This is a genomic window from Crocosphaera sp. Alani8, assembly GCF_038442745.1.
In the GTDB taxonomy this organism is placed as follows: Bacteria; Cyanobacteriota; Cyanobacteriia; order Cyanobacteriales; family Microcystaceae; genus Crocosphaera.
The window spans coordinates 1-8,628 of sequence record NZ_JARVCN010000145.1; the positions used below are offsets into that span (position 1 = coordinate 1).

7 protein-coding genes are annotated in these 8,628 nt (G+C 36.6%); all 7 read left to right on the forward strand.

The genetic code is table 11. The features are described from left to right. Positions 1–156 precede the first annotated feature (156 nt). Entirely contained in the window at positions 157–294 is a 138-nt protein-coding gene (locus tag P9B04_RS10085) for a hypothetical protein (protein ID WP_342054861.1), read from the forward strand. A gap of 69 nt (positions 295–363) precedes the next feature. Beyond that, positions 364–954: a ribbon-helix-helix domain-containing protein gene (locus P9B04_RS10090; RefSeq protein WP_342054862.1), complete on the forward strand. Its 591-nt coding sequence runs from the start codon at positions 364–366 to the stop codon at positions 952–954. A 12-nt stretch (positions 955–966) separates the two neighbouring features. Further along, complete coding sequence (locus P9B04_RS10095) at positions 967–4,230, forward strand: ATP-binding protein (protein WP_342054863.1); 3,264 nt, start codon at positions 967–969, stop codon at positions 4,228–4,230. A gap of 64 nt (positions 4,231–4,294) precedes the next feature. Further along, a complete protein-coding gene (locus P9B04_RS10100; RefSeq protein WP_342054864.1) occupies positions 4,295–4,723 on the forward strand; it encodes a DUF7680 family protein in 429 nt (142 codons plus the stop codon). 7 nt (positions 4,724–4,730) lie between these two features. Next, entirely contained in the window at positions 4,731–4,994 is a 264-nt protein-coding gene (locus P9B04_RS10105) for a hypothetical protein (RefSeq protein ID WP_342054865.1), read from the forward strand. A gap of 161 nt (positions 4,995–5,155) precedes the next feature. Then, positions 5,156–8,119 (forward strand): DUF1156 domain-containing protein, encoded by a 2,964-nt coding sequence (locus P9B04_RS10110; protein ID WP_342054866.1) that lies wholly within the window; start codon positions 5,156–5,158, stop codon positions 8,117–8,119. A 2-nt stretch (positions 8,120–8,121) separates the two neighbouring features. Further along, positions 8,122–8,628 (forward strand): hypothetical protein (locus tag P9B04_RS10115; protein ID WP_342054867.1); only part of this gene is annotated, 507 nt, incomplete at its 3' end.

Below are 8,628 nucleotides of genomic sequence, written 5' to 3' on the forward strand. Positions count from 1 at the left end.
GCATAAGGCTTTCATGCTTGTTCTTAATTCTCTCATGAATAATGCAGGTTAGATTGTCGTAAACATATCTTTGAGCATCATGTGCTGAGCGTCCGGTTCTAAAACCAAAGCTGTTAGCGTGGAATGTTGCCTCGTGTGCTGGTTCGAGTGCGAGTTTTGCAAGGCATTGCCATGCAGGGCGTTCGCGTCGTGATTGAGCGATTGATTAATCAGTGCGTGGCGGTGGTGCGCTCCTTCGAGAATCCCAAGGACAAGGCTGTGGAGGTGGCGGTGGTTCATCTGAGCTTCACTTAAGAAAATTTTACAATTTATCGGTGATAGCACTAATCCTCAAAACGTACCCCACTGTGTCACGATAGAGACATGGCAAAAGAAAAGTGGTTAAGGGTTCGTATAACTGACGAACAAGATGAAAAGATCGAACATTATGCTGCAAGTTGCGGTTTATCTCGCTCTGAGTTGATCCGACAAATAATTGAGTCCATGCCCCATGAGCCAACTTCTGAACTGCCTAAATTTGATAAAAAATTCAAGAAAGGAGAACCCATAATGAAAGAATACATTGACAGTTTTGGTAACAATTATACGCTATCAGTGGAATACAGAAATAATTTTAATTTATGGCGTATTTCTTTGAAACAATTAGATAGATTGAATCATGGTAAATTTACAGCAGGAGTTGATTTAGTTAAAGAAGTAGAATCTTCAGCCGACGAAGTTTCACTGAACATGATTAGTCCTTGTTCAACTGATTCATCTGAAGAAATTAATCTTTTATTATGGAATACGGTTAAAAAATTAGCCTCTCAAGAAGGATGGAAGACGTTATACGGAGAATTAACATTAGACCAAATTGAAAATAGACCGAAAATGTTATCTTGGTTAAAAGAATTTGGCTTTGGAATAAATAGTCATCCTGAACAAGAGAATCTCAGTTTTTCTAAAGTTATTTAATTACTCAAATTAATGTTATCTTCTATCTTTGAGACTTGCGAACCTAGACCCGAAATTTTATCAGGGGAACTGAAAGTTGACTTATTCGCAGCCAAACTTCGTTTAGTTGTAGAAAGAAAAGCTCCCCAAGTTTATCAAAATCCAGATATTTTCTTTGCTAATACTTTTGCCACTGATGGCATCAAAAACTTATTAAAAGAAGTTTTTAGTCGTTTAACACGGAAAGGGTCAGGTTCTCCTGTCATTCGTTTAGAAACAAGCTTCGGGGGTGGTAAAACCCATGATGAAATTGCTTTATGGCATATTTGTCAAAAAGGCAGAAATATTACTGGCTTAGACCGTTTTGTGTCCGTTGGATTATTACCGACTACTCCAGTTCAAGTCGCAGCCGTTGATGGTCGAGATTTAGACCCGATTAATGGCATTTATCACGAAGATACAGGCATAACCACTTATACCTTATGGGGAGAGTTCGCTTATCAAATTGGGGGTATTGAAGGATATCAGTTATTACAAGCCAGTGATCAATCGGGGGTGAGTCCTGGTACTTCAGTCATGGAACGGTTAATGCAGGGGAAACCCACTGTCATGATCCTTGATGAAATTGCCCGTTATTTAAGTGCAGCTAAAGGGAAAGCGATAAAAGATAGTAATTTAGCCAAGCAGGTTGTTAATTTTCTCTTCTCCTTGATGGACTTAGCCGCGGCTTGTAATCATTTGGTTTTTGTTTATTCGTTAGCCTCTTCAACGGATACTTTTGCTGCTGAAACTATTGAACTTCAAGAATTAATCAAAGCGTCAGCCCGACAAGAACGGGTGTTGACCCCTAGTAATGATATTGAGATTTATAACATTGTCAAACAACGGTTATTTGCCGCCGTAGATGCCAATACAGGAGAGGCGATCGCCACAGAATACTTGAGTGCTTATCGAACCAGCCAGATTAATTTACCCGATGCTTGTAAAGATGCTAATTATGCTCAAGCGATCGCCCAAAGTTATCCATTTCATCCTGAGTTATTTAGTTTATTAACCAAGAAAATTGCGTCTATTCCTGAGTTTCAGAAGACGAGAGGGGCATTAAGGTTATTTGCTCAAATTGTCCGTCATTTATGGCAAACTAAACCTGATTGGGTTCATTTAATCCACACACATCATATTCCGGTTGGCGTTGATGAAGAGGTGACCAATGATTTAACTTCTCGCTTACAACGTTCCCCTATGCGTAGTCCTATTGGGGCTGATATTTATAATGCCAATGGACGGGAAGCTTATGCTCAAGTACAAGATGAAGAGTGGTTATTAGCAGGGAAACCTCCTTTTTCTACTTGGGTAGCGAGAACTATTTTTTTACATTCTTTGACTCAAGGGATTAGTTCCGGTATTCGACGGGCTGAGTTAAATTTATCGTTGTTGACCCCTGGTATTGAGATCGGTTTTGTGGATCGAGTAATTAACCAGTTGGTTTCAGTGGCTTGGTATTTAGATGATGATCCCGTTACAGCCTTATCTCGGTTTAAAGAAGAACCTTCTATCAACAAAATTGTAACCGAAGAAAAGGAACAAGTAGGCCGTACTGAGGCCAAAGAAGATTTAAGAAATCGTCGGGATAGTATTTTTGCTAAAAAGTTTTTTACGTTAATTTCATCCCCTGAAAGTCCATCAGATGTGGATGATCGTCCGGATGATATTGCTTTATGTGTGATTGATTTTCAAGAAGGAACGGTTAACACTTCCACTGATGATCCCCCCTCTTTAGTAACACAAATTTTTAACAATACAGGGGATGCTGGTAAGTTTCGGTTATTTCGGAATCGCTTATTATTTCTAGTGGCCAATAAAATTCAAATTGAGAATGCCATTGATATTGCTAGGGAATACAAAGCCATCAAAAATATTCTAGGTTCTCAAAGTCGTTTAGAGGATTTATCTGAAAGCCAACAGAAACAATTACGAGAACGAGAGGGGGCAAAAGATTTAGAAGTAAGAATTAGTTTAACTAATTCTTACCGTCATTTATTTTACCCTGATTCAGATCCAATCAAAGCTCCCAATGGTTTAAAACATTATACGTTACCTGCACAAGAATCGAGTACCGTTAAAGGGAAAAATAACCAACAGGATATTATTTTTAAAGCCCTAAAAGATTGTCAAAAAATACGTCCCGAAGACCCATTAAAACCTTATGCCCCTGCCTTCATTTTACAGAAAGTATGGCCAGTTGGGTTAGAATATTGGACGACAAAATCTTTAAAAGAAACCTTTGCCAAAGATTTAGGCTTACGGTTTCTCATAGAAGGGGAAATTTCTCTTTTAAGAGATACTATTCGACGGGGGTTATTAGAAGGTCAATGGGATCTTAAAGTTGGTTCAGAAAACTTATCCGAAACATCTCCAAAGAAGCCTCATCTTTATATTAAAACAGAAGGACAAAGCTTAACCCTTCCGAATACTCTTGAATTTAGCGATCGCTTTATTTTATATCGACGGGGAATCCTACAACCTCCTGAACCTCGTACTATTGAATTAAGCGCACAAGTTATCTCTGGAGATAAAGAAAAGCAAGTTAGAGTGAGATGGAAAGCAAAGGAAGCTTTAACCATTACTCTATATCAAAATGATGTTGAGATAATGGGTCACTTTTTGCCCAGTGATGAATATGAATATCCAATTAATCAATCTACCACATTTAAAGTAATTGCTGACTATGGTAGTGGAGAAATAGCAGAACAAGAAACGACCGTCTCTTTAGGAGGAGGAAAAGTTAGAGAAAATGGAGGGAATTACGATACTGGGGGATCAGTTATTAGTATTCCTGTTGTTGATTATAAACCCCCTAAGTTATCGTTTGATGGGACAGTTGATAGAACATTTAATGATTTTAAAGACCAATGTTTAGACAATAAAGTCCAAGGGGTTGAAAGTCTAGAGATTACGGTTAATTCTATTATGGATTATCGGAAACTAGGAACCAGTTTATCATTATTAAATCGACCCTTCTTTACTTTGTCGATTGAACAAACGATCACGATTCAAGCACAAGGTCAATTTGTTCGTTTAGAATATCAAGGGGATAGTCGAGGGTTTATGAGTTTCTTTAATACCATTAATAGTTTATTGAATAGTCCTAATGCTCAAGCTACTATTAATCTTAATTTATCTTTTGAGTTTAAGGATATTGTTAAGTTTGATGGAACAGAACTTAATATGATTAATCAAGCTTTATCTCGTAACCCTGTTGAAAGATTAAAATTAACAACAAAAGTAACTTATTAAGGGCTATTTAACGTATAATAATGGAATAAAAGCACTACTCTTTTTACTGATTAATTTACTAAAGATGCAAGAGTTTCAACTAAGGATTTTGCCATTAAAAGATAACGACTTTGTGTTAGAATTATATCAGTGTGCTTATAAAAAAGCAGGGGAGAAAAAACGACCAGCCGCTAAACGGATTGGACGAGTTAAAGGTCATTCTTTAGTTTTAATTCGTCAAGCAGTTTATCAAACTTTAAAAGCGAATAATTATGACCCTAAAACTTTATCTTATAAGCGTTCGACTCCTTACATTTTAAGTGAAGAGTCTGGGGTTAATTTAGCTATTTTATTTCAAGCCGTACAACCATTACGAAAAGGGAATAAAATTGTTAATATTCGGGATGGTATAATGGCAATGAGTAATGAGGAAGCACATTATTGGTTTGCTAAGATTTCTAATGGTAAACGGAGTCCTGCTTTAAAAGCGATGAGAGTGTTATTAGGAGAATAAAATTTATATGGATACTAACTATATTGATGTCACTGGTTTAACCCCTGAACAAGTCGCTGAAATTAAAGAAATGATCAAAAGCTTTCGTGAAAGTTCTCCTCAAGTATTAGAAGAAAATAGCTATCATGAAAATACAGATAATCAATTAGAGTCTACTGTAGAAAGTTCAAAGGATGAAGAATTAAAAAATTTACATGAAGAATTTTCTTTGTTGCTTGCTGATTTGGGGGTGAAAACACCCTTAACAAGGAGTCAGATATATGGCAGCTAAAATTGAAAGTTTTATTGATACTAATATTTTAGTGTATTCTGTTGATTTGACTCGGATTAATTATTAAGCGTATTTATACTTTTAATGATTCAGATTTTAATTGGTATTCAGATATAGAAGTAATTGTCCCTAACTTTTTTAACTAAATTCAGGAACTATTAATGACTAACCCCAACCGTCCGAGAGTTTTTATTGAAAAGATTATGCCTGTTAAGTTGTTAAATGAACAGGTATATTATGAACATGGAGGAAACCCCTTTAAAGGATTACATCGTTGGTATTCACGGAAACCTTTATCTTTCTCCCGTGCGTCGGTTTTGGGGTCAATTCTTCCTGCTGATATTTCTATAGAGGAGTTTGAATATTTATTAGGTTTACATACAGAGGAAGAGTTAGAATTATGGTTAAATTCTAAGTTATCAAAGGAAGAAAAAGAAGAGTTAAGAAATAAGAATAAGGTGAGATTATATAAAACACCTCCTACTGAAAAACAAATTAATCGAGTTCATGAATTATGTCAGAAAATATGGGGTAAAGGTGACAAGGAAGATGCTCGTCCCACTATTTTAGATCAGTTTGCTGGTGGGGGTAGTATTCCTTTTGAATCGGCTAGATATGGGTTAAATGTTTATGCTTCTGACTTAAATCCTGTGGCGGTTGTTACCATGAAAGCTGCGATGGAATATCCCTTAAAGTTTGGTGCAGAGTTACAAAAGGATATTGATAAATGGGTTAAATGGGTAGGTGATGAAACTGAAAAAAGACTGGCTGAATTTTTCCCTTCTCCTGAAGGTGAAGCCGTACAAAATTATCTTTGGGCGCATACGGTTGTTTGTCCTAACTGTCAGTCGGTTGTTCCTTTATCTCCTAATTGGTGGTTATATAAACGTCCAGAAAAGCAGAATTTACATAAATGGTGTGCGGTTAAACCTATTCCTAATCTTGAAAACAAACGGGTTGATTTTGAGTTTATTAAGGGGAAAAAAGGTAAGGGTATAACAATTCAAACTGATAGTGGAGATTTTGATCCCAGTGTTAATAATACTATTAGTCGGGGTGTGGGGAAGTGTTTATGTTGTGATAGTGTAATTGAGAACGATTATATTGCTACTCCTAGTCATGAAAGCAAATTAGAGCATCAATTATATGCAGTGGCTTTTAAAAAAAGTAAAGGAAGTTTAGAGTTTAGAATCCCTAACCAGTTAGATTTTGAAGGTGTGAAAAAAGCAGAACAATATTTAAAAGATAAATGGACAGAATTTGAAGAAAAAAACTTAATTAGCCATGAAGAAACTCCAACTAATCCTCAGTATTCAATGATTCGTAATTATGGTGTTACTCAATGGTATCAATGTTATAATCCCCGTCAACTTCTAACCCTGGTTACTTACTTAGAAATAATCAACGAAGCTAAAACTCAATTATATCTTGAATATAAACCCGAAAAAGTAGAAGCAATTTGTACTTATTTAAGTTTAGTTATGGATAGATGCGTTGATAGAAATTGCAGATTATCAATTTGGCATACTGCTAGATGTTCTGTTGAACGTGCATCAACTCAACACGCATTAAACTTAACTTGGAATTACCCAGAGATTAATGGTTGTAGCGATTTATGGAATCAATGTGCAAATGCTTTTGCTTCAGAATATAATACACTTTCTTCTTATTTTACAACTCAAACTTTATCAACTAAAAACACAATAACTAAAACATCTAAAACTAAGTCATCATCCTTTGCAGATACCCCATTAGGAAAACTAGAAAGTCAAAATAATAACTCAACCATCACTGATAATAACCAAAATAATAACGATGTAGAAATAGAAAACAACATACAGAATAACTATGCTCCAGAAATTGTAAACATAAATCTAGAATCAGCCGATAGTTTATATCACATTCCCGATAATACCTTAGATGCGATTATTACAGATCCTCCCTATTATGACACCATTCCTTATGCAGAAATAAGCGACTTCTTTTATGTCTGGATGCGCCGAAATTTAGATGATATTTTTCCCGACCTATTCTATCAAGAATTAACCGATAAAGACAGAGAAGCCGTCGCTAACTTAGGCCGTTTTCGTAACATGGGAAAAAGATCCCCCAGAGAATTAGCCAATGAAGACTATGAAGCTAAAATAGCCTTAGCTTGGTCAGAAGCTTACCGAGTCTTACGGGATGAAGGAGTCTTAACGGTACAATTTAACCATAAAGACTCAGGGGCATGGGACACCCTAGCCAAAGCCTTAATCGACGCAGGGTTTGAAATTACCGCATCTTGGGCAGTTTCTACCGAAAACCCTCAAAATCTCCATCAAGCTAAGAAAAACAGCGTTTCTAGTACCGTTATCCTCGTCTGTCGTAAACGAGATCCCAACGCCCAACAAGCCTGGTGGGATGACTTACGCCCCGAAGTCGCCAACCTCGTCGAACAACGGGCCCCCGAATTTGAAGCCAATGATATCACAGGCATCGACCTCTATTTAAGCGCGTTTGGTCCCGCCTTAAACGTCTTTAGCCGTTCCTACCCCATCTTAGACAGTACAGGGGCAGAAGTACGCCCCGAAGCCGCCTTCGCCGAAGCCCGAAAAGCGATCGCCTCCTACCGTTTCCAAACCTTAGTACAAACGGACACGGCAGGGTTTGACCCCTTAACCCAATGGTATTTACTCGCCTGGGATGCCTTTAAAGCGCGAGAGTTCCCCTTTGATGAAGTCAGACAGTTAGCCTTAGCCATTGGGGGGTTCAATGTGACAGAATTAGCCAAAGGGTTTAAAGTGTTAGACTCAGCCAGTGGAACTTGTAAACTATTAACCCCTCAACAACGACTGAAAAAACGGGCATTTACCACCGATGTTAACGAGTTTTCCGCGACTCATTTAGTGGATGGGTTACACGCTGCGATCGCCATCTACGAAGAAGAAGGAAACTTACAACGAGTGCGACAGTTTCTGCAGAAAACAGGGTTAGTGAATAACGATAAATTCATGAAGACATTAGAAGTGGCATTTAAAGTTATTCCCACTAAAGTTAAAGAAAAAGATACCTTAGTAAACTTGTGGTTAGGTATTGATGAGATTAAAGCTAAAGTTACTTATCAACAGGGGGAATTATTTTAGAAATGTCTCAAACATCAAATCAAGAAATAGGAAAATCTTTAGTCAGTATCGTAATCAGTCCTGATAATATAGAAAGTGCTTTAAATGCACTAGAGAATGTTTTTGATCCACTAATTAACAACCAACTTGCACAAAATATTCCTTTTGTTGATATACTAATCAAAACAATTAAAACAGGATTTAATGTAAAACAACACTTTTTTGTTAAGAAACTAAAACGATTCTTAGAAAACTTAAGTGATATATCTAACGAAGATAAAAAGAGGTTCTCCGACAAAATCAATAATAATTCTAAGTCATCTGAAAAACTTTATGAACAATTAATCATTTACATTGATAGATTAGACGAAGAAGAAAAAGCAGATTTAGTCGCTAAATTATTTAAAGCTTATATACAAAAAAGAATAGATCAACAATTATTTTTTCGTTTAGCCAGAGCTATTGAACAAGCTTTTTATGTATCTTCTCAAAAAGCCAGGGGTCACTCGCTGCGAAAACTTAGGCCAAAC

Coding starts and splice junctions, on each gene's coding strand:
- P9B04_RS10095 (WP_342054863.1), top strand. CDS start 967: ATGTTATCTTCTATCTTTGAGACTTGCGAACCTAGACCCGAAATTTTA.
- P9B04_RS10110 (WP_342054866.1), top strand. CDS start 5,156: ATGACTAACCCCAACCGTCCGAGAGTTTTTATTGAAAAGATTATGCCT.
- P9B04_RS10105 (WP_342054865.1), top strand. CDS start 4,731: ATGGATACTAACTATATTGATGTCACTGGTTTAACCCCTGAACAAGTC.
- P9B04_RS10100 (WP_342054864.1), top strand. CDS start 4,295: ATGCAAGAGTTTCAACTAAGGATTTTGCCATTAAAAGATAACGACTTT.
- P9B04_RS10090 (WP_342054862.1), top strand. CDS start 364: ATGGCAAAAGAAAAGTGGTTAAGGGTTCGTATAACTGACGAACAAGAT.